The sequence below is a fragment of the Nocardiopsis sp. N85 genome (genome assembly GCF_028882275.1).
GTDB classification, from domain to species: domain Bacteria; phylum Actinomycetota; class Actinomycetes; order Streptosporangiales; family Streptosporangiaceae; genus Nocardiopsis; species Nocardiopsis lambiniae.
Genome location: NZ_JARBUT010000015.1, coordinates 86,366 through 106,410 on the forward strand (window position 1 = coordinate 86,366; position 20,045 = coordinate 106,410).

16 protein-coding genes are annotated in these 20,045 nt (G+C 74.7%); 4 read left to right on the forward strand and 12 right to left on the reverse strand.

Annotated elements, in window-relative coordinates; translation table 11 throughout:
- Positions 1-75: 75 nt before the first annotated feature.
- On the reverse strand, positions 76-513 hold the full coding sequence (locus PWG71_RS20205) for a hypothetical protein (RefSeq protein ID WP_274811480.1): 438 nt from the start codon (positions 511-513) through the stop codon (positions 76-78).
- 282 nt (positions 514-795) lie between these two features.
- Between PWG71_RS20205 and PWG71_RS20210 the strand changes: the two genes are divergently transcribed.
- Positions 796-1,512: a hypothetical protein gene (locus tag PWG71_RS20210; protein ID WP_274811481.1), complete on the forward strand. Its 717-nt coding sequence runs from the start codon at positions 796-798 to the stop codon at positions 1,510-1,512.
- 58 nt (positions 1,513-1,570) lie between these two features.
- Here PWG71_RS20210 and PWG71_RS20215 read toward each other — a convergent pair whose 3' ends face one another.
- From PWG71_RS20215 to PWG71_RS20225, 3 genes are all read right to left on the reverse strand, one after another.
- Complete coding sequence (locus PWG71_RS20215; protein ID WP_274811482.1) at positions 1,571-3,130, reverse strand: alpha/beta hydrolase; 1,560 nt, start codon at positions 3,128-3,130, stop codon at positions 1,571-1,573.
- A gap of 142 nt (positions 3,131-3,272) precedes the next feature.
- Positions 3,273-5,495 carry a CRISPR-associated protein gene (locus PWG71_RS20220; RefSeq protein ID WP_274811483.1) on the reverse strand — a complete coding sequence of 741 codons (2,223 nt, stop codon included), beginning with the start codon at positions 5,493-5,495 and terminating at the stop codon, positions 3,273-3,275.
- An 81-nt stretch (positions 5,496-5,576) separates the two neighbouring features.
- Positions 5,577-5,969, reverse strand: a complete 393-nt coding sequence (locus PWG71_RS20225; protein ID WP_274811484.1) for a hypothetical protein — start codon at positions 5,967-5,969, stop codon at positions 5,577-5,579.
- Positions 5,970-6,318: 349 nt separating this feature from the next.
- Between PWG71_RS20225 and PWG71_RS20230 the strand changes: the two genes are divergently transcribed.
- Positions 6,319-7,467, forward strand: a complete 1,149-nt coding sequence (locus PWG71_RS20230) for a hypothetical protein (RefSeq protein ID WP_274811485.1) — start codon at positions 6,319-6,321, stop codon at positions 7,465-7,467.
- Here PWG71_RS20230 and PWG71_RS20235 read toward each other — a convergent pair.
- Genes PWG71_RS20235 through PWG71_RS20260 form a run of 6 tightly spaced genes read right to left on the reverse strand, consistent with a single transcriptional unit; the run spans position 7,457 to position 16,385 of the window.
- Positions 7,457-9,688 (reverse strand): TIGR03986 family type III CRISPR-associated RAMP protein, encoded by a 2,232-nt coding sequence (locus PWG71_RS20235; protein WP_446725062.1) that lies wholly within the window; start codon positions 9,686-9,688, stop codon positions 7,457-7,459. The two genes, PWG71_RS20230 and PWG71_RS20235, sit on opposite strands and share 11 nt — an antisense overlap.
- Positions 9,685-10,446, reverse strand: a complete 762-nt coding sequence (locus PWG71_RS20240; protein ID WP_274811487.1) for a hypothetical protein — start codon at positions 10,444-10,446, stop codon at positions 9,685-9,687. Before PWG71_RS20240 ends, PWG71_RS20235 begins: the two co-directional genes overlap by 4 nt.
- Positions 10,443-12,074, reverse strand: a complete 1,632-nt coding sequence (locus tag PWG71_RS20245) for an RAMP superfamily CRISPR-associated protein (RefSeq protein WP_274811488.1) — start codon at positions 12,072-12,074, stop codon at positions 10,443-10,445. Before PWG71_RS20245 ends, PWG71_RS20240 begins: the two co-directional genes overlap by 4 nt.
- Positions 12,071-13,879 (reverse strand): hypothetical protein, encoded by a 1,809-nt coding sequence (locus tag PWG71_RS20250; protein WP_274811489.1) that lies wholly within the window; start codon positions 13,877-13,879, stop codon positions 12,071-12,073. Before PWG71_RS20250 ends, PWG71_RS20245 begins: the two co-directional genes overlap by 4 nt.
- Positions 13,876-14,541, reverse strand: a complete 666-nt coding sequence (locus PWG71_RS20255; RefSeq protein ID WP_274811490.1) for a hypothetical protein — start codon at positions 14,539-14,541, stop codon at positions 13,876-13,878. The genes PWG71_RS20250 and PWG71_RS20255 overlap by 4 nt, the downstream gene beginning before the upstream one ends.
- Positions 14,538-16,385, reverse strand: a complete 1,848-nt coding sequence (locus PWG71_RS20260; RefSeq protein WP_274811491.1) for a hypothetical protein — start codon at positions 16,383-16,385, stop codon at positions 14,538-14,540. The genes PWG71_RS20255 and PWG71_RS20260 overlap by 4 nt, the downstream gene beginning before the upstream one ends.
- Before the next feature lie 243 nt (positions 16,386-16,628).
- Between PWG71_RS20260 and PWG71_RS20265 the strand changes: the two genes are divergently transcribed.
- Positions 16,629-16,796, forward strand: a complete 168-nt coding sequence (locus PWG71_RS20265) for a hypothetical protein (protein ID WP_274811492.1) — start codon at positions 16,629-16,631, stop codon at positions 16,794-16,796.
- A 538-nt stretch (positions 16,797-17,334) separates the two neighbouring features.
- On the opposite strand, the gene PWG71_RS20270 is transcribed toward PWG71_RS20265, so the two are convergent.
- Entirely contained in the window at positions 17,335-18,285 is a 951-nt protein-coding gene (locus PWG71_RS20270) for a CRISPR system precrRNA processing endoribonuclease RAMP protein Cas6 (protein WP_446725063.1), read from the reverse strand.
- An 87-nt stretch (positions 18,286-18,372) separates the two neighbouring features.
- The gene (locus tag PWG71_RS20275) at positions 18,373-18,900 is read right to left on the reverse strand and encodes a DUF1697 domain-containing protein (protein ID WP_342455995.1); all 528 of its coding nucleotides are present in this window, start codon (positions 18,898-18,900) and stop codon (positions 18,373-18,375) included.
- A gap of 83 nt (positions 18,901-18,983) precedes the next feature.
- Between PWG71_RS20275 and PWG71_RS20280 the strand changes: the two genes are divergently transcribed.
- Complete coding sequence (locus PWG71_RS20280; RefSeq protein WP_274811495.1) at positions 18,984-19,994, forward strand: hypothetical protein; 1,011 nt, start codon at positions 18,984-18,986, stop codon at positions 19,992-19,994.
- The last annotated feature ends 51 nt before the right edge of the window (positions 19,995-20,045 follow it).

Consider the following 20,045-nt stretch of genomic DNA (forward strand, 5'->3'; position numbering starts at 1 on the left):
CCCCGGGCGCTGGGTCGCGAACCGGGCGCGACCGGCGTCGGCCCTTCGCGCGGGGGGACCGGTGCCGATCGCGTGTCACACGCGCGGAACCGTACGCCGAGTCCGAGCCGCCCGCAGGGTGAGCACGGTGTACAGCACCGCCGCGGGCAGGGCGTAGGGCCCCGGCCCGGCGAAGAGCCCCCAGAGGTCGGCCGGGGATCCGGCGCCCAGGGCGGGCAGCAGTCCGATGACGCTCAGGCCCCAGGTGAGCACGGCGGTCACACCGGAGAGCGCCACCCAGATCGCCGCCGGGCGCGATGAACGGCCCAGGATGAGGCCGAGGGGCGCGAGGCCCACCCCGCAGATCAGCGCGGGGACGACCACCCACGCCAGGTGGGCGGGGGTGAACTCGGCCCGGCCGACGAGCGCCAAGGCCGTGGTGACGACGACGTGGGCGATCCCCAGCAGCATCGCCGCCCCCGCCGCCGCCGTGCCGAGCCCGCGGTGCGGGGTGTCCGTGTGCGCGATGGCCATCGTTCCTCCCGGTGACGTCCCTATCCGTGTCCATGCTCCCGCCGCCGGGCCGGCCCCGTCCTCCCCCGGTACGGGGAACGGGGCGGGTCGGGCTCCCCCGCGCGGGTGAGCCCGGCCCTCGGCGCGGCCTTTGCGGATTTCCCGTTCCGACCGGCTCGGATCCCCGTGAACGGACCGTGGATTGTCGGTGCCGGGTGCGAGACTGGGGTCACAGTCGATGAGGTCGAGGATTCTCCCCGACGACTCCCACCACAGCACTCTCCCGATGGGGGCGACACCGTCATGGGTGCGAACACACGGAACCCGCGATCGGCCACGGCGAGCGCGGCCGGGGCCCGACGGCAGGCGGACACGACCCGTTCCCTGCTGCTCTGCGGCATGTCGACCGGCCCCGCGCAACTGCTCCTCTCCCTGACCCAACAGTCCTGGGGCGACCCGACCCCGGTGATGAACCCGTTCGTCGCCGCCGGCCCCGGGTGGGTCCGCGCGCTCGTGCTGTCGGCGTGCGGAGCCCTGGCGATCGGTGGCGCGGTGGGGCTGGCGCGGGCTCTGCGCGGACGGGCCTCGGCCCGCTCCACCTCGGTATCGGTGGCGGTCTACGGGGTGTGCGTGCTGTTGAGCGGGGTGTGGGTGATCGATCCGATGTCCGTGCCGCTGCCGGGCGCGACCGAGGCGGCGACGCCGATGGCCGACGCGGCGGTGCGCACCGCCCTGGGGTGGGCGGCGCCGATCGCCCTGACCCGCGCGGTCCTGGGCGGGTCGGGGTGGATGCGTTCCACCGGCCGGGGCGGCCTCGTCCTGTACTCGTGGGCGAGCGCCCTGGTGGCCGTGGTCGGCGGGGTCCTCGCGTTGGCGGTGCCCACGCTCGCCGGAGCCGTGGCCTGGACGGTGGCGGTCGTGCTGTGGGCGTGGCTCTCGACGCTGTGCGCCCTGGTCCTGCGCGACCTCGTCCCCGGGCGACACCCGATTCCGGTACCGCCACCGCGACGCCGTCCGTGAAAGCCGGGGACCTCGTCGCGCGGAACGACCGTACGGCGGGGTCTCCTCCACTCCCGGGTCACACCCGGGGGCAGCGCGACCCGTCCGGCGGCGGCTCTCCGGTGAGCAGGTAGTGGTCCACGGGTTCCTCGACGCACGGCACCCGGCCCGAGCCGTACAGGGTGTGTCCACCGCCCTCGTAGGTGATCAGGACCGCGTGGTCCAGGCGGTCGGCGAGGTCGTGCGACCAGGCGTAGGGGGTGACCGGGTCGCCCACGGTGCCGATGATCACCACCGGCGGGGCGTCGGGGGCGGTGAACCCGGTCGGCGGACGTTCGACGCGCCCCCAGTGGGCGCAGGGCAGGTGTTCCCAGACGGAGTCCGCGCCGAAGAGCGGGGACCGGTCGGCAGCCTCGGCGGCGACGTCCCGATACCCCTCGATACCGGCGGGCGAGGCGTGATCGGCACAGGTGACGGCCGTGTAGGCGGCACGTGGATCGCCGTGGTCGCCGCCCGGCCCGGGTTCGACCGGCTCCTCCCCCTCCTCCTCCACGTGACCGCCGAAGAGTTCCTCGTACAGGACGCGCAGCCCCTTCTCCGGTTCCCCCTCCTCCTCCCGTTCCAGGGCGGCGAACGCGTCGGCCAGCGGATCCCAGGTCTCCTCCCGGTACAGCGCGCTGGTGGCCATGAGCAACAACAACCGACCGTCGACCGGTACCCCGTCGACCGACGCGGGGTCACTGTCGAGCGCGTCCAGGAGTTCGCGGGCCAGGGCGTCGGGGTCGGTCTCCCCGGCGAACGGGCAGTCCTCGACGGTGGCGGCGCAGTGCGCGACGAACCGCTCCCAGGCGCCCTGGAACGCGACGGCCTGGTCGAGCGCGATCTCGACGGTGGAGCCGTCGGTGTCCACGGCGGCGTCCAGCACCATGGCCCGGGTGTTCGCGGGGTACGTGTGGGCGTACAGGGCGCCGATGTGGGCGCCGTAGGAGTAGCCCACGTAGGTCAGCGTCCCGTCGCCCAGGGCGTCGCGGACGATCTCCAGGTCGCGCACCACGTTGACGGTGCCGATCTCGGCCAGGAACGTCTCCCCGGCCGCCTCGGCGCAGGAGGCCGCGTAACGCCGGGCGGCGTCGTCCAGGGGTTGCAGGTGGACCGGGGTCAGGTGATCGGGGTGGACGTCGGCGATGTCCTGTCGCGCGTCGTCCAGGGCGTAGAGGTCACCGCAGGACAGAACGTCGCTGGCGCCGACACCGCGCGGATCGAAGGAGACCAGGTCGAAGACGGAGCGGACGTCCTCGGAGAACGCGGACCCGTGGAACAGGCCGGTGCCGGGGACGCCCGGACCGCCCGGGTTGATCACCAGGGAACCGATCCGTTCCTCCGGGGCGCCGGTGGCCGGAAGTCGGATGAGGGCCAGATCGAGGGTCTCCCCGTCGGGCCGGTCGTGGTCGAGGGGGACGGCGACGGTGCCGCACTCCACGGGCTCCCCGCGAACGGGACAGGGCCCCCAGGCGATGTCCTGTCCCGCGAACCGCGGGGGGATCGTCTCCACGGCGGGATCGGGGCCGGTGGACGGCGGGCAGGCGAGCAGCAGGGCCGCCGTCACCACCGCCGCCGACCAGGTCCGTACCGACCGCATCACCGCGGACTCCGTTCCCCGCCCGCGCCTCGGGCGGTCCCCTGCCTCCCATCCTCGCCGGTCGGCGGGCCTGTGGTCGGGGATGACACGGTTTCCGCGCCCGGTCGTTCCGTGCCGGGTCGGGGCATGGCACCGCTCCCGGTCACAGGACGCTGACGTCGGTGTTCCACAGGGCGGGCGGCGCTGCGGGGTCGGCGACGACCAGCACCGGGCGCTGTGGGTCGCCGAACCCCCAGCCCCCTCCACCGCCGTCGTCCGGTTCGTCGTGGGTGATCCACGCGACGAGCTCGCCGGCCCGCCCCACGTCCCCGCCCGGCCGGGACAGGGCCATCACCTTGCCCGCGACGTCACAGCGCAGGTTGAGGTGGCCCGTGGCGGCCGAGACGCTCTGCGCCCAGGCGCCCCGGCTCACCCCGCGCACCACGCCGGAACGACCGGGGCGCCGCCAGGAGGGGGCGACCAGACCGACCGCCCGGTCGTCGAAGGTGAGCACCACGGCGGACCGTTCCCGGGCCGTCGACGCCGTCGCCGGGTCCGCCAGCGAGCGGTCCGCCCACACTCCGACCGGGCCGCTCGCCGCGCGCGCCAGGTGATCGGCGGCGGCCGCCACCAGGGGGACGTCGATCTGCGCGGCGCCCTGAGGGCACACCACGTCGGACAGGGGCCCGACCAGGGGCGCGTAACCGTCCAGGACCAGGGCCCAGTCCACCACCGCCCGCCCCTGCGCGGCGGTCCCACCGTGGGCCAGGCACACCACGGCACGGTCGCGCACCACGAGGCAGGCGATGCACGCCCCCGATCGACGGGCGGCCAGGGCCAGTCCGAGGCTCATCGCCTTGGTGCCGGTGGTGACGTCGACGACCACCGGCCGCTCGGGGTCCTCGGCGCGCACTCCGTCGATCCAGGCCCGTGCCGCGTCGGCGACGGCCCCGGCGTCGAAGCCGTCCACCGGGTCGGCGGCGAACCGGATCCGGTCGCGGTGGCCCGACTCCCGCAGCCCGGCGGTGTCGGGCAGGGGGGCGTCCGGGTGTTCGGCGGCGTACAGGGCGCGCGCCGCCGCCTCGCGCACACCCGAGCGCACGCCCTGCCGGGAGGAGATCAGCAGCGCCCGAGCGGGCCGGTGGGCGTGGACGGCCGACAGCAGACCCAGGCGACTGCTGCCCAGGGCGGTGACCAGGATCGGGGCGGGCCCGGTGGCGGTGACCGCGCAGATCGGCGCGGCCGCTGCCGCGCAGGGGGCGACCGGGGGCGCGGAAGGGACGGCCCGGGGCGCGGCGGAGGCGGTGGGCGACGCGGAGGGTCCGGTCGGGGGTGGGAAGGGTGCGGCAGGCGGCGCGGTCCGCGTGTGGAGGCCGCTCCCCGGTCCCGCCTGGCCCGGGAAGAAGGCCCGACGCAGGGCCTCCGCGTCGGTCAGGCGTTCGCGCAGGTCCTTCAGGCTCCACGCCTGCACGTTCGAGGAGCTCAGCGCGGGGCTGTGGTCGGAGATCCGTTCGCGCAACCCGGGGACGGGGGGCCCGGTGTGCACGAACAGCACCTTGGCGACGTTGCCGAACACGCGGCGGGCCTTGGCCACGGTCCACCCGGCACGGGCGACCACCTCCTCCGGACCGCTCTTGACCTCCACGCACAGCACGCGGTGCCGGATCCGAACGAGGGCGTCGAAGTCCGCGATGGAATCGGCGGGATGCCGCGGGTCGGCGACCCGGCGCGGGCCCAGCACCTCGATGTCGCCCCGACCACGGGTGATGCGCCGCAGGTGGCGCAGGACCTCCGCCTCGTTGACGACCCCGCGCACCTCCGTGGGGTGCAGTCCGGGGAAGGTCTCGCGCAGCGCCCGGGCACCGCCGCGCAGGGCGGCGCGCACGGGGGCGGGATCGCGGTCCTCCAGCCAGTGCGCGCCGTGGACGTCGGCGAGCACGCCGAGGTCGACCCCGCCGTCGGCGATGGGCAGGGCCGGGTCGGCCGCGTCGACGGGACGCAGCAGGTCGGAGGCGGGATCGAGGTAATGGCACCGGAGCCCCGGAGCCCCCGTGACCGGCGCGCGGTGCAGGGCGGCGGCCACGCTCATCACCTTGGTGCCACCGGTGTAGTCCAGGTGGCGGGGGGCGACCCCGTGGTCGCGGTGGATCCGTTCCAGCGCGGCGCTCACACCGACCGGATCATGCGGGTCGGGGCCCACGCCCATGACCCGCGCCGTGCGGTCGGGGGCGAGGCGTTCCAGGGCCGCGGCCACGCGTTCGGCGAGAGAGCGGGTCCCGTCACTGCACAGCAGGACGATCCGGTCGGCAGGAAGGGTGAGGGAGGACAACAGTGCCGGGGTGGGGTTGAGGCCGACCAGCACGACGGCGACGCTGGGACTGTCCACGGCGTCCTTTTCCACAGGGGGGATTTGTTCTTTTCGCGAGGAACAAAGCTATCCCGTGGCGAAAGGTGATGGTCGAACGACTCACGTCCGTTTCGCGATCTCCATGGCGCGCCCCTTCCCTTTCTTCGGTGACCGTCCGCTGATCACGAACGATCGGCACGCCGTGACCACGCCCCTCTTGTCCCTGACCAGATCGGAGGGTATGAGCAGGTCGTCGCGCTCGGGGTGCGCGGAACCGACCACGGAGGAGACGATGAACCACACCCCCTCCCTCGGCTCGGGAAGGTTGGCCCTGGTGCGCCGCTCGACGATCAGGGGGACCAGGCCCCGGCACTTGTCGTCGTCCAGGTGGCCCATGGGCACCCGCTCCGCTTCGACCCGAGCGGGGTCGGCCGCGCCGGGCCAGGTGCGGATGACCCTCGCGTCCTCGTCCACGACTGTCACCACATGCGGCGTCAGGTTGACAACCGGCATCCGGCGACCTCCGTTCCTCTCGCTCGACGGCGGCCCCGGGACCGCGTCCGCCCCTGCCCCGGAACCCTCATCGCAGTCTCTCGGACAGGGGCGATCGCGGTCCGGGCGCGACACGGCGGAGCGCGGGAAGGGACTGCTGTTACTGATGTCTGATTTATAGCTATCTAGAAGGATTGATATGCCTTGGGGACCAAGGCAAAGAATTGACATTCCGGTCGTATCAGTCATATTTTGTTATACGGTCTCCCGTTGACGCGGGAGTGCCACCTGAGGTCTCACGTACTCGCACACGCTTCTCCGGAGGGCTGGGGAAGCGACCCGGCCCCGGAACACCCGGGGAGAAGAGTTCGTGAGCACGCACCACTGCTCCGCCTGGGAGCTGTTCGGCTCCGCCACCTTCCTGCGCGTCTTCACGCGTGTCCTGGGGTGCGGGCCCTGCTCCGCGGACGGAACCGCGCAGGGCTGCTCGGGCCACGCCGAACAGTTCTGCGACTACGTCGATCTGTGCGCCGAGCACTGCCCGTGCCCGGTGCACGGCGGCGATCCCGACGGCGTCATCGCCGTGCGCATGAGACGCGCCGTCCCCGGCGAGGGAGGAGTCGACCGCACCGCCGCGCACCGGCTGCGCGATGCCCTGGACGACGTGCGCCGGGACCGCTCCTACAAGAACCTGCGCCACGTGTACCCCCGCCCCTCCTCCGACGGGCGGGTGCGCTGCGCGTTCTCCGAACGCCCCCGGCGCTGGGCCCAGCGCCGTGACGTCGCCCGCGTGGCCACCGACGTGGTCGAACAGGAGGCCTTGGCCATGCTGGTGCTCACCGCCGGCTGGGGCAATCCGGCCGCCGACCTGCCCGAGGACATCGCCCCCGGGGAGAACGTGTCCTTCACCGAGGACGGCAGTGCCGTGCCCATCGTCGACCTGCACGGGCGTCGCCTGGGCGGGGCCAAGGAGGCCCCGATGGTCTCCACCGCCACCGGCGACTACCTGCTGCGCAAACTCGCCGAACTGGCCTGCGGCCGCGACGCCGACCCCGGCCGCACCCCCGACCAGCGACGCCGCCTGCTGCTGCGCGACCTGCTGCCGACCCTCGACGGCGAGGACGTCGCCCGCAGGCTGACCGGGGTCCTGGGCCGTATGGCGGTGGACATGCCCACCCACTTCGCCCTGGTGCAGCAGGCCCGGGGCCGGGCCCGCAGCGCGCCCTACGCCCCCGTGCCGGACGGCCCCGCGCACCCGGTCCAGGACGAGTCCGAGCGCCGGGAGGTGCTCAGCGAGGAGGAGAAGATGTGGCTGGAGCGGACCGCCCTGGAGCTGTCCGCACGCGCCAGGGAACAGCGGTCCGCCCTCGAAGCCGATCCCCAGGGCACCCTGGACTCCCTGCTGTGCGATCTCCTGGAGGAGGGTCGGGGCGTGCCCGCGCTGTGGGCGAACGCCCAGGACGACCTGGACCTGCGCGCCGACCTGATCGACGCCCTGACCGAGGTCATCACCGGTTGACGCGGTCGGCCGCCGCGAAGCGGTCGACCAACGACGGCAGGATCGGGTACTCGGCGAACTCGCGCAGCGACATCACCGCGGTGTCCTCCCAGGGCAGTCGGTGCCGCCAGCGCGCGGCAAGGAGCACGTCCACCGCCTGATCCACCTCGCGCCACCGCGACGCCTCACCGCTCCCCGCGGACCGGCGCGCGGCCAGGGCGGCGTCGAAGACGTCCAGGAACCCTCGGACCCGGGCCTCGTCGGCGCGCTCCACCCCGGCCCCCGGGTCCACCGACAGGGCCCGGACCCGCCGGTCCACCAGGTACAGCTCCGGGCGCAGGTACACGCTGCCCATCCCCAGTGACTTGCCCATGCCGATCTTGTGCGCGTACTCGGGGTCGGACGGGTCCCCGCCGTCCACCGGGTTGTCCAGCAGCAGGGCCCGCATCAGGGCCCCCACCTCCCCGTCCGTGAGATTGGTGAAGGTGATCCGCGACCGGAAGGTCACCCCGTCCCGCAACGGGACGATGTCGCGCTGGGTGTCCCGGGGCGGTTCGTGGTCGCGCCCCGCCTCCAGCACCGTCACCCCCAGGTCCTCCTGCGCCCGGGCGTCGTAGCGCACCGGCGTCCCCAGATCGTTCCGGTGCCGGTGCAGGTAGACCTTGTAACCGTTGAGCCGCACCCGCCCCTCGTGGGACCAGGTGATGATGTCCGGCCGGTCCCCCGAGGCCGCGTCCGGCCCTTGGAGCAGGTAGTTGGCGAAGCATCCGCGCTGGGGCGAGAGCAACCGCACCCGCAGCACGGCCCCGTCGGGATGGTCCGGATCGGGGTCGGCGCACAGCGCGTTGCCGAAGAACACCCGCCCCTTCGAGGCCGGCGCCTCCCCCGCGAAGGTGTCCACGTCCCCGAACAGGGCCCGGCACACGTCCACCGGACGACCCGCGCGCTCGGCCCGGTCGACGTCGCCGTGCTGGGGCGTCATGAGCCGCTCCGGGACGGCCCGACGGATCGGATCCTCGTCGCTGACCGCGATCCGGTAACCGCCCGAACGGCCGAAGGACACCACCGTGCCCCGGGCGTCCACGTCGAACCAGACCGGCTCCATCCCGCGGCGCGGCAGTCCGCCGCCCCCGGCGCCGGCCACCGCCTCGCGTTCGGGATCGCCCTCCCCCACTCCGAGCCCGTCGGGGAACGCGGCCCGCTGGTACCCGGTGATCTGCTCGGCCGACTCGAACATCTCCACCAGGGAATCGGGGACACGCGCCCGTCCCGTCCGCAGGTCCGGCGGCCGGGGGAAGAGGTACGCGTTGCGGCGTTCCCCGGCGGCCGTGCCGGTCAGGACCACCAGGGCCTGGACGACCCCGCCCCGCCCCAGGTCCCCGGGGCCGAACGTGTGCTCGGCCAAGTGCGCGCGGGCCTCCTCCTCCGTCGGCGCCACCGCGTGGATCCGCCGCTCCCCCGGCAGGTGCACGGCGTGCACCCAGCGGTACTGCACGTGTCCGTGCTGTTCGTGCGAGGTGGGCACGTAGGCGGTGCCCCGAGGCGGATCCGGGAAGTCGTCCACTCCGAAGTCCCACCGTTTCAGGCTCTCCCGCAGCACCGTGAAGGGCACCTTGAGCGCCCGTCCCCGGTCGCCCGCCACCGGGGTGGAGGGGACCTCGACGATGGACCAGCGGTCCCGTGACCGTTCGTGGAACAGGAACCCCTGTTTGGTGCGCAGCCCGGTCCGGCGTTCCCGGTACTGGGCGTGCCGCAGGGCCATCACCGACCGCGCCCGCGCCGACAGGGCACTGTCCGCGGCCGCCGGATCGATGCGAACCGGGGCCCGGAAGAACAACATCGGCGTGTTGACCGGCCCCGTCTCACCGCTGGTGAGCATGCGCAGGGTGTTGCGCACCAGCCCGCGCAGCCCCGAACCCGGGACCGCCGGCAGCGGGTGCTCCCCGTCGGGCAGACGCAGGGACCGGCTCACCCCTCCCCGGCCCGGGGTGCGGCCGACGAAGGTGGGCGTGAGCGTGGTCAGCGTCAGGTCGATCCATCCCGAACGGGTGCCGGGCACCGTCCGGTCGTGGCTGCGCAGCAGGTCGCCGGTGTCGTGGTCACCGTGCAGGTCGGCCGCGGGCAGGGGTTCGTCGGCCATCCGGACCGCGCCGTAGGGCGCGGTGGCGCGCACCGGGCCGCCACGTCCCGGAGGCCGGGGCCGACCGCCCCCGAGCCGGGAGGCCACATCGCGGGGGTTCACCACGGCCCTCGCCCCCCGGTCTCGGACGGTTCGTCGCCGGTCCCCGGGTCGAACACCGGCCCGGTGGGTTTGGGGCCGGTACCCACCCCGGTCAGCCGGTGGAAGGCCACCCCCACGGCCCCCGTCTCCGGATCCTGCGCCCAGTACTCGCGCACGGTCAGCCAGCTCCCCGTGCCCTCCACGACCGCCCGTCCGCCGCGTTCGCGCCGCACCCGCGCGGAGAAACCGGTCCAGACGACCGGGAGGACCGCCAGCGCCCCGGACGGTTCGGCGGTCACCGACAGCGGCACCCCCTCGCCCGGGGAACGGCCGTGCTCGGGCCCCGTCCACCCCTGCAACAGGAAGGAACGGTCCCGGGGGCGCGACCACGAGGGGAGTTCGCCGGGGGCGTCACCGCTGATCCACCCCGCCCGAGCGCCCTCGCCGATGCGGATCTGGGCGTGGGGGGCGAAGACCAGGACCTCCAGAACGCGCACCCGGTCCACGGCCGTGACCGGCGGGCGCGCCGACAGGTCCGCGGTGGCGGGTCCGTCCGAACGGTGCCAGCGCCCCCGCGGGCAGACACCGGTGATGCGACCGTCCCCCAACTCGGCCAGCATCCATTGGGGAACCTCCGGGTCACCGGCGACGCCCGCCACACCGGCGTCGAGCAGACGAGAGCGCACACCGCGAACGAAGACCTCGTCCAGCACGGCGTCGATCTCCCCGGCGTCCAGCCGGCGCACGGTCACTCCCAGCGGTTCGGGGACATCGGTCATGGTCCACCGCCCTTTCCTCGTGATGTGCCGTCCTCGCGGTCCGGCTCCGGGGAGAGCAGGGCGCGCAGGGCCGCCACCCACCCCCGGACGACCTCCGCGTCCGCGCCGTCCGGCGCGAACGACGCGTCGAGCAGGTCGACCCGGTCGGGCGCGCGGTCACCGGTGATGGTGACCAGCTCCGCGCGGACCGCGCTCACCCGCCCGTGGCCGACGCCGGCGCCCGCCCCCACGGTGTCGAAGGGGACCGTCGCCAGGTCGCGAACGACCAGCGCGCACAATCCGCGGATCGCGTCGTCGGGATCGTCGATGTCGAAGACCACCTCGGCGACGCCCCCGCACTGGAGGTCGTCGGTGAACAGGCGACCGTCCACCGCGTCGCCGAACAGGGAGTCCACGGTCATCCGGGTGGCGGTCAACACCGCGCCTCCGGTGATCACCGGTACGGTCCGCAGCCGCACCCGGGAAGGGCGCGGAACGGCCTCCCGCGCCCCGGTGTCGGCCCCCCACCAGTGGTCGTACCAGGCCTGACGTCGCCCCGGGTCGGCGTCGCCCAATGCCTCGGCCGCGTCTCGGACCGATCGCGCCGCGATCCTCTTGACCAGGGCGAACAGTGCGGTGTCGCCGAGTACCGGTGCGATGCGCACCCCGCCCTTGTCGGGGTCCTCGACCACCGGTCGCTCCCGGTGGGCCCGGTCCACCTCACCGAGCCGGTCACCGGTGGGCGCGTCCCCGATCGACAGCAGCCCCGGCCGCAGGTCACCGGAGGGGGCCGTCAACGGGTCGGTCCGCTCGGCGACCGCCAGGACCAGGCGCAGTTCGGCCCGGCGCCGACGATCGGGCCCGGCGACCCGGGCCGCGAGGTGGGCGGCGGTACCGGCCCGGTCCTTGGCGCGCAACTCCCGGGCCAGCGCGACCGACAGGTCGGCGGACGCCTCGGCCAGGGCGTCCTCCCCCGCCCGCCACCGCTCCTCCCACGACCTCCCGTGGTGGGCGAACCAGTCGTGCTCGTCCCCCAGGTCCAGGCGGCGGACCGCCCAGTGGGTGGCGCGCACCGACCCGTGCCCGCGCCCGGTACGACCGCCCACGCGCGTGCCCGGTCCCGCGCCCCCCACCCCTTCGACCGCCAGCGCCATGAGCGTCAACAGGCGGGCCTCATCGGCCGGAACGGCCACCCGCAACCGCAGGTGGACGACGAAAACGGTGCCCGCGGGCAGCACCTCCCACTGCCACAGCAGGCCGGGCAGGACCGTCCCGGCGGCGGGATCCACCCGGGTCCCGGTCCGCACCGCCACACCGGCGCCCTCGGGCAGCCGGCCGAACGCGTCGTCGATCTCCACCGCGCTGGCCCGGGGCGCCCGTCCGTCGCCCTCCGCCGCCCCGAACAGCTCGCTCACCCGCGCCGGGTCGCCCACCCGGGCGGCGAGCCCGTGCCGCAGCAGACCGGCCAGGGTGGTGGCGCGCAGGCGGGGCGCCCCCGTGCGCGGATCCCGGTCGAGGTGCAGGTCCACATCGCTCTGGGCGGCGTGCCGGGGCACGACCTGCGCGGCACCGACGTGGGTGTCGGAGAGCAGACACCACCGCCCGGTGATCTCCCACAGCACCCCGGGACGGTCCGCCCGCGCGCTCACCGCCACCCTCCACCACCGTGCGGCACGTCCCGGGCGCGCAGCACCCGGGCGACCTCCGCCAACCAGGAGGAGACCAGGGTCAGGCACAGCCGAGCGGCGGTGCGACGCTCCCACTCCAGGGCCCGCTCGGACAGGCCGGACGGATCCTCGCGCGACGGCAACCCCTCGGGCACGGACAGGTCCACGACGGCGATCGCCTCGGCGTAGGCGGGACCGTACGCCGGCCGGGGGCGGTTGGCCTCCCACCAGGAGACCGCGGCCGCACCCCCGGACAGCCCCGACAACCACCCCCGCACCGGGATCGGCGCGCTCCCCGGCGACACCACACGGGCCCGCGACAACGCCCGGACCGCGCGATCGTGCAGGCCCTTGTGCGCGCCGCCCGGGGAGCGGTCCCCGTCCACGACGTTCGCCAGCGCCTCCAACGCGGCGTCCGCGTCATCGTGGGGATGGGTCACCACCTCCCGCAACCGGCCCACCAGGCTCGGGGTGAGCGGCTCCAGCCTGCGGGCCGACCGCCGGGCCAGGAACCGGGCGTGATCGCGCACCGGGCCCGCGGCGGCGTTCCACAGCAGCTCGTCGTACAGGGCGGCCAACCCCGGATCGTCCCATTCCTTCGAGGTCCACGCCGCGACGGTGCGCCCGTCGGTCAGGGCGACCGTGCCGGCGGGCCGTCCCACCAGGGGGACCGTCTCGGGGGCGTGCGGCAGCGGGCCCGGCGGCGGCGGATCCACCAGTACGAACTGGCCGTGGCCGTCGATGACGCGATCGCCCAACGGGTCGGCCTCGATCGCCCGGACCAGTTCGGTGGGCAGGTCGCGGTCCAGGCGGAGCCGCACCACCGCGCCCGGCGCGGCCGCCCGACGCTGGGCCATGGGACCGTGGTAGCCCCGGTGGTAGGCGCCGATCACCGTGGACTCCACGTGGGCCGCCACGACCTCGACGCCGACCCCGGGCAGCCACCGGTCCAGTAGCGCCGGCACCTCCGAGACCAGGGCGCCGGGAGCGTACTGACCCTGTGCGCCCACCACCAGCGCCGCCGACGACAACAGCAGGTCGAAGGGGCGGCCCGCCGCCCAGGCGCGCGGCCCCACCGGGTCCGCCCGGTCCGGGCGGAGGGGGTCGTCGGGGTCCACCGGGGCGACCCGCACGCCGCCGTGGGCCCGGGTGCCGCCCGAACCGAGGGTCAGGGTGCCCTCGGCGTCGGCCAGGACCTCGGCGATCCGCCGCGCCAGTTCCGACAGTGCGGTCCGGTCGGAGGCGAGCAGCTGCCATCGCGCCTCGAAGACCTGCCCGGAGTCCAGGGCCGTGGTGAAGAACGGCATCCCGCGGTCGGGGTCGCCGATGCGCGCCCGCCCCAGATAACGCTCGGTGGTGGTGCGCACCCGCGCCCGCAGCGTCCGGTCCAGGGTGATCGGATCGCGCACGGCCCGGTAGGGGACCGTCGGATCGGCGTCACCGAAGACGTCCGCCATCGTGTCGCTGTTCTTGCCCAGGGTGTACAGGTGGGCCGGCGGCGGATAGGCGACCAGCGCGCGGGAGAGGCCGGGCAGGTCGGGGTCGGCCCCCGGCTCCAGTCTCGGGTGGGCGGTGGCGAACCGGATCCGGCCACCGTCGGCCACCCACTCCCGTTCCTCCCGTCGCAGTCCCGCGCGCCGCAACGCGGCGGCGAGCATCCCGCGCTGGGCCCGCCCGCCGATGACGTGTTCGGAGTCGATCCGCAGCGGGTCGAAGGAGGTGCGGACGACGAGCGTGTCGGTCAGGACGTACCGCAACGGCAGGTAGCCGCTCACCGGGACGCTCATCGGCGGCCCTCCCCGGGTGGGACGGCCAGCCGCAGGGTGAGCGCGTCGGGATCGGCGCCCTCGGAGTCGGCCAGGCGCACATCGACCCGTCCCCGCCCCCGGGTCCCCTTGAGCCCGATCTGCGTGGTCGCCAGACAGGCACGGGCCACCAGACGCCAGTGGTCGGGGCCCGGTTCCTCCGCCCAGGTGAGCGTCGAGGTCAGGACCAGGTCCGGCAGCAGCACCCGGTGGGTGCGCAACCGGCCCGGCTCCGCGGCCCCGTCCGGGCCCACCTCGATCCCCGCCTCCAACGCGGTGTGGGCGTCGGTGACCGCGCGCCGCAGCACGGCCCGCGCCCGCTCCGACCGGCCCGCCAGCGCCCGGGAGACCGCCGCGCGCACCGCGTCGCCCACGACGGCGTGCCCCATCCGCAGCATCCGGTCGCGGCCGTGCGATCGGCTCCGCCCGAACACCTCGTCCACGACCCCCACCAGATCCGGGGAGACGGCCAGGGCCCGGTGCGCCCCCGCGCGCAGACGCGCCGCCAACCGGTGCCGCGGCAGATAGGGCGCCCCGTGGTCGTCGGTGACCACGTCGGTGTCGGCCCCCGTACCGTCGGCGCTGGCGCCCACGAACAGGGCGGGCGAGGCCAACCGCACCACGACGCGATCGGGGGCGGTCACCGGGACGCGCCTCTCGACGGGGCGCGTCGGGCGGCGGAGAGCCGGGGGTCCAGCGCCCGGGACAACCCCGGGTCAAGGTACAGGTCCATCATCTCCACGGCGTCGAGCAACCCCGCGGGCGTCCAGTCCCGGGGCAGGTCCACCGGTGCCCCGGTGACCCGGGCCCGGCGGGCGATCTCCGGTTCCGGGTCGACCCCCGACTCCAGGAGCGGCACCAGTGCCGAGATCAGCCAGCCCCGACGGCGGGAGTCCCGATCGGCGGTCAGGCTCCCCGGCGCGTCCGCCGCCAGGTACCGGTCCAGGAAACCGGCGAAGCCGGTGCCGGTCAACGGCAGGGCGGTGCGCGGAAGCGGACCGCGTCGGGCCGCCTCCCACCGGCCGAGCAGCCGGTCGACCCCGTCCACCCGGGTCGTCCAGGCCACCGTGTGCTCGTCGGGGGCGCCGCCCTCCATCGCGGCCACCCGGTGCCGTTTGGCCGTGCGGCACATCGCCTCGCACGATTCGTGCCCCAAGGACAGGGGCGCGCCCACCGGCTGCACGGCGATGCCCACCCCCACGGTCGGCACGAACGTGGTGTGGGACCGACCGTCGGAGCGCGCCACCACCCGGCCTCCGCCCGGCCGATCGCCGTGGGCGTCGGCGAGCGTCCGGTGCAGGGCGGCCCTGGGGTCGTCCGGGTCACCGATCCGTCCGGGGTCCACGTCCAACCAGTCCAGGACGTATCGGACCAGGGACAAGGCCAGTCGCGCGTCGCACAGAACGGTGAGATCGTCCCCGGCCACCACGATCGGCCGCACCGGCAGGCGGACCGTCCCGGAGGGTTCGTGGTCGAGGGTGATCGGACGCGCGCCCCCCTCGCCCGGGATGACCGGCGCCCGCCCCGGGTCGACGCGCACCGTCGCCGCCACCGCGCGTACCAGGACGCGCGCCAGCGCCTCGATCAGTCCGGCGATGCGCGTGGACAACCGTCGCTGGGCCAGCGCCCCCGAACCGGGCACGGCGCGGTCGCCCGCGCGGTCGCGGTACTCGCCCAGGATCGCGCCGAGGCCGTTGACGTCCATGTGCACGACCGCGATGCGGCTGACGTCTCCGGGTTCGCGGCCGAGCCGGTCCACCTCCATCGGCAGCGTCAATCGCGGCGCCCCGGTGGCCGTCACCGCGCCGGCCGCCCAGGCGGCGCTGTGCGCACGGTGCCACCGACGGCCGATCCCCCGGGCCCTCGCCACATCGGCGCTCACCCGTTCGGGGACCCCGGGCCGGTCGTCCTGGGCCCGGCTGGGGTCGATCACCTCGGCCGGGCCACCGCCCACCGCGCACACCGCGGTGATCCCGTACCCGTGCGCGGGGTCGTGCAGCGTGGACATGTACCCGCGCGCCCGCCGCAACCGGTCCGGCAGCACCGACAGCGCCTCGTCCACGTCGTAGGCCCACGGGCCCGCCGCGACGGGGGCCGTGGGTCCGTAGGGGACGTGGGCGACCACCGGGGTGAGATCGCCGGCGCGCTCGCGCAGCGACCGGGTGTACCAGGCGGTGAAGTCCCGGGCCGCCGCGGCGTCGGGCAGGACCACGGTGAGCGCGCCACCGGCGTCGCGCAGCACGACGCACGTGTCGGGCACCAGGTCGGCGATCCCCCGTACCGGGTCGGAGGTGTCGGTGAGCTCGGCGACCAGCGCGGCCCGCCCCACCGCGTCCAGGATCCGACGCCCGCTGTAGACGTAGGCCTGGATGCCGCGCAGGTCGACGCCGACCAGCACCCCGCTCACCGGGGGCGTCGCCGAGGCGGGCGCACCGACGGTCGACCGGTGCGGCTCGGGAACGGAGGTCACCGTGTCGAGACTCCTCATCGCGGGTCCGGGCGGGGGCAGGGCGTGGTCCCGTGAGGGTGGGCACCCGTTCATCACTCTCGGACGGTGGTGTCCCACCGACGGACACGAAGAACCACCCTTACCAGTCGGGCGCCCGCAAAGCACCTTCGGGGCCACGGGTTGTCCCCATCCGGCCACCCCGGGTGGGGTCGACCGGTCACTCCGCGTGCCCGTCCGAGAGAGTTCCATGCACGAACCGCCCACGACACGGAGGTTCCCACGGTGTCAGCGCACACATCCGGAACGACCGCCCCGCGCGATCACGCCCCGACCACCCCGACCGCCCCTCGCGACCCGACTCCGCCCACCCCCCAGGACCTGGTCCCGCACCTGCGCGGACTGGCCCGCTCCCTGCGCGAGCGGGCCGCCGCCGAACGCCGCCCCTCGTGACCCGAACGGGCCCGACCGACCTCGACGGTCCCCGTTCTCCCCGGAACGCCCCCACCGGAGTCGTTCCGCACCGGTCCCCGGCCCCACCCCGCCGGACCACCGGAGGGTGACGACCCCCTCCTTCCGTGCACCGCCCACGTCCCGGTGGTGGCACGCGCACCGTGACCGCCCGGCCCCGCGCCGTCTCCCCGGCGCGCCCCTCGACATCCGGCGGTCCGGCCCCCTCCCCCGCGCCCGTGAGGCGCGCCCGTACCCGACCCGGTGACGGGCCCGGGTGGAACGACGACGGCTCCCACCCCCGTCCACGGGGTGGGAGCCGTCGTCCGTCCATCTCGACGAACGTCTTCGGCGCGGTGCCCTCTCTCCGACGCGCCTTCCCCCCGGACGAGGACGTCGGTGGCCTCCGGGATGCTCCCATGAGGTCACGGTCGCCCGTCCGGTCGCGTGCGGTGGCTCCCCGAACAGGCTGACGAATCCCGTAAAGGACAGCCGGTCGGTGGGTCAAACCTGCCGGAGAGGCCACCGCACATCCTCACGGTCAGTCGAAGAGCACGCCCCCGAACTCCTCTAGTTCGGCCACCGCCCGCACGGGCGCCTCGCCCCCGGGCGGCCCGGACAGCGCGGACGGACGCCGGGGGGCGCGGCGAGGCCGTTGGACGGCCTCGCCGACGACCGCCCGCTCCCAGGTCACCGTGTCGACCAGCACCGACCCGAAGCCCTGAGCGGTGTACTTGCCGATTCCCGACAACTCCACCAGTTCGAGCAGGGTGGTGAAGACCTCGGCGTGCCGCCGGTCCCCGCCCACCACTTCCAGGCGCAACGCCCCCCGCCAGCCCAGGACGGTCCGGCCTTCGGCCTGGTGGTGCTCGACCAGCCGCACCTCCTCGTCGGGCACGGGGGACCGGCGCACCAGATCCAGCCCCTCGAACACCGATTCCAGCCACGGCCCGGACAGCGCGGGCGGCGCGAACCGGGCGACCGCGCCCACGGCCCCGCTGCCGCCGACGATGCCGCCGCCGGAACGGTGCACGGCGCCGAAGATCCGGCGCGGCCCCGGCCACACGTGGGGGATCCGCTCACCGGTGGTGTCCCGGGTCGTGGTGACCACGGGGGTACGGCTGCGCAGTTCGGCCGTCCGCACCGTGGCCGGGCCCCGCGCGCGGGTCAGCAGCGTCGCGTAGTCGTGGTCGAAGGTGCGGGTCACCGAGAGGGGTTCGAGGATGTGGTCGCCGATCCGCTGGATCCGTCCCACCGTTCCCTCCGGATCCACCGGCGGGGCCACCGCGTCGTCCAACCAGGTGAGGGTCCAGTGGTACAGCCGATCACCCAACGGGGCCGGCCACCCGTTCATCGCCCACCGTTTGGCCGAAGCGTGCTCTTCGGGGGGCTGGGGCCACCAACGGTTGAGCAGACCGTGGCAGTCCTCGGGCCGGATCGGACGCGCCGTGTCGGCCAGATCGCGCAGGATCACGGTCCATCGTCTCGGCACGGACACCACCGTTCCTTCCCGGAGTCGTGCACCGTGGACTTCTCTCGGACGGATGTTTTCTCTCGAACAAGGATCTCGGCAAGGGGCTCACCGGATCATCTCGGCGATCCTGAGGACCGTTCGCCAGTTGCGTCCGGTGACGACGCCGTCGGTGTGACGGGCCACCACGTCGGGAAGCCGGGCCTGGCGAAGCCCCTCCTCGTGAACGGTGTAGGCCTCGGTCGCGGTCACCGCGAAGCGTTCGTCCGGGTACCGCCCCATGTCCAACGAGGTGAGCGCGTGGGTGTCCAGGGCCCCGGAACAGAACAGGACGAGGAACCGGGAGGGATCGACGACCTCCAGCGGATTGGCCGATACGGCGGCGGCGAACGTCTCCGCGGTGCGCACCACCACCGGCACGTCGAGACCGCACCGGTCGCGCAACCCCTCGGCGACCGCGGCGGCGACCGCGGCGGGCCCCTCGTCTCCCGAGGTGACCACCGCGTTACCGCTCTGGAGGTGGGTGGCGACGTCCCGATACCCCAGACCGGCGAGCAGCCGCCGCAGATCGGCCATGGCGATCCGCTTGTGCCGGCCGACGTTGATCCCTCGCAGCAACACCACGTACACGGTCATGGGGGCCATTGTGCCGCCCGTGGCCGACACCGGAACCCGTACGCTGGTGCACGCCGCGCACCCGAGCCGACACCGGAGCCACCGTGACCCGTCTGAGTCATACCTTCGACATCGCCCCCGTGGACCGGGAGACGGTGGACCGGATCGTCGCGGGCCTGTACGAGGTGGCCGCCGCGTGCCGGTTCGACGGCCGCGGCTGGCTGATCACGCCCGACGAGGAGGCACTCTCCCTCCTCGTCGAACGCGCCGGGGAACTGGGGCTGATCGACGTGCGAGAACGCGAGAAGCGGATCGCCGAACGGGAACGGGCCATCACGGAACTGCGCGAGGGCGACCCCTCGCCCGGACGGCGCGAGGAGCTGGAGATCCAGGCCTCCCGGCTCGGGCTCCAGTTGCGGAGCGGCCGGCACCTGGAGCCGCGCACCCGCTACCTGGTCGCCGAACTCTCCCCCGACGGGATCCCCGTCGAACCCGGAGACGACGAGACCAAGGGCTGGAGCGGCACCGGCGTCGCCGTCACCTCCTGGGACCCGTGGGGGCGGGCGGCGATCGACTACGCCATGCCCGACGGCACCGGAACCGGGGAACCCGCGGTGACCTGGGGTTCGGTCGCCCACGACGGGGCCGCCGGCACCCTGGACTGGTCCCTGGAGATCCGGTTGCCCGGACGCGGGGCCCGGTTGCGGTCGGCCTCCGGAGCACTGCACATCGACCTCGACGCCTGGTACGCCACCCTCGACGGTGGCCCGGTACCGCCGGTGCATCTGAGCGCCACCCACGCCATGGCCCGGGTGGAGGGGTGGATCGACGCGACGCGCACGCCCGAGGGTCGCTGGTCGGTGAAGGCCGTCCTGGACGTGCGTGGGCGTGGGCTCTACCGGCCGTTCGTGGCGGCGGCGCTGTGGGCGACACGGGCCTCCTTCCGCCGCCAGGACGCCCGCATCCGACGGGAGGGCACCGGGGAACCGACCACGGCCGACCGGTTGGAGCAGGCCGCTCGGGACTGGGACACGGCCGCCCAGGCCGCCCCACAGGTCCCCGATCTGCTGGCCGACCTCGCCCGGGTCATGTCCGAGGAGCGCCGACGCCCCTGACCCGCCCGCACCGCCCACCCGGAGCCGGGGTCCTCGACGGACTCCTCCGGC